At 29.5% G+C, this 1,330-nt stretch carries 2 protein-coding genes; both read left to right on the top strand.

Annotated elements, in window-relative coordinates; all coding sequences use genetic code 11:
* The first annotated feature begins 14 nt into the window (after positions 1–14).
* On the top strand, positions 15–521 hold the full coding sequence (locus INF28_RS12730) for a helix-turn-helix domain-containing protein (protein ID WP_226393823.1): 507 nt from the start codon (positions 15–17) through the stop codon (positions 519–521).
* The coding region (locus INF28_RS12725; RefSeq protein ID WP_318961783.1) for an IS3 family transposase at positions 473–1,330 on the top strand (858 nt) is incomplete at its 3' end. The genes INF28_RS12730 and INF28_RS12725, both read left to right, overlap by 49 nt.

Here is a 1,330-nt window from a genome sequence, read left to right as displayed (position 1 = left end):
TGGAGGTGTATATTATGGGCAAAGAATTATATTGTAAAGAAATAAAACTAGAAGCAGTACAATATGTTTTATCCGGACATTCCTATCGACAAGCTTCCGAGAAGTTTAAAATTTCAACTACTCCAATTGAAAAATGGGTAAATGCATATAAAATTCATGGTGAAAAAGGATTGGAAAGTAGGAATACTGCTCGACAAAAAGAGCTTGATGGACAATTTAGGTTAAATGTGATAAAATATAAGAATAAGCATGGACTGTCATGCACTCAGACAGCTTCACTTTTTTGTCTGGATGTTGTGACAATATCGCGTTGGGATAAGAAATATCATGAAAAAGGTGAAGACGCATTTATGAGTGATAAAAATAACCAAAAAATTTCTATTAAAGCAAAACAAAAGGATAATAATTCTGAATCCGTGCTAGAAAATCAAATATTAGCTGCAGAAAATAGACGTTTGAAAATGGAGAATGAATACCTAAAAAAATTGAATGCCTTAATTCAAGAGAGAGAAAACTCTTAACAATAGATAAAATAGCTGTTATAACCGAATTAAGGCAAAAATATGATTTAACAGCGCTTTTAAAAATGACTGGTATTCCACGTAGTACATATTACTATCATTTAAAAAATTCGAAATATTGTGATAAATACGCAAAAACAAAAGCAATGATTACTGAAATTTTTCACAAAAATCAAGGTAGGTATGGTTATCGAAGAATAACTGTAATATTAAAATCCAAGGGTTATTCTATCAATCATAAAACTGTATTAAAACTTATGAAAAGTCTTAATTTGAAAGGCAAACAGAGGAAAAATAATAAATATTACTCTTACAAAGGTAATGTTGGAAAGGTTGCTGGTAATCTATTCAAAAGAAATTTTTATGCAGCAAAGCCTTTTGAAAAACTAACAACAGATGTAACAGAATTTAAGGTATGTGATAATAAAGTATATCTTTCTCCTGTAATGGATTTATACAACAGAGAGATTGTATCATATTCAATTTCATTAAGTCCTAACTTGGAACAAATACGAGAAATGTTAAATGGCTTATTTGATAAGCTTCCTACTGATGCAAAACCTATATTTCATTCTGATCAAGGTTGGCAATACCAACACGCAGAATGCCAGCGATTACTTGCCGAGCATAACATAATACAAAGTATGTCAAGAAAAGGTAATTGTTACGATAATTCTGTCATGGAAAATTTTTTTGGAAGATTAAAAGTCGAAATGTTTTATGGTGAAAAATTTGAAAGTGTTAACACTTTCATAGACGAATTAAAAAAGTATATTGATTACTATAACAACGAGAGAATTTCATTAAAA

It is taken from the genome of Ructibacterium gallinarum, from assembly GCF_014982785.1.
In the GTDB taxonomy this organism is placed as follows: Bacteria; Bacillota; Clostridia; order Monoglobales; family Monoglobaceae; genus Ructibacterium; species Ructibacterium gallinarum.
The sequence above is the reverse complement of the archived record's forward strand: the minus strand, read 5'-3'. Positions and strand labels throughout refer to the sequence as shown.

Excerpts from the sequence above, each read along its gene's own strand:
- INF28_RS12730 (WP_226393823.1), top strand. The coding sequence starts at position 15 with ATGGGCAAAGAATTATATTGTAAAGAAATAAAACTAGAAGCAGTACAA.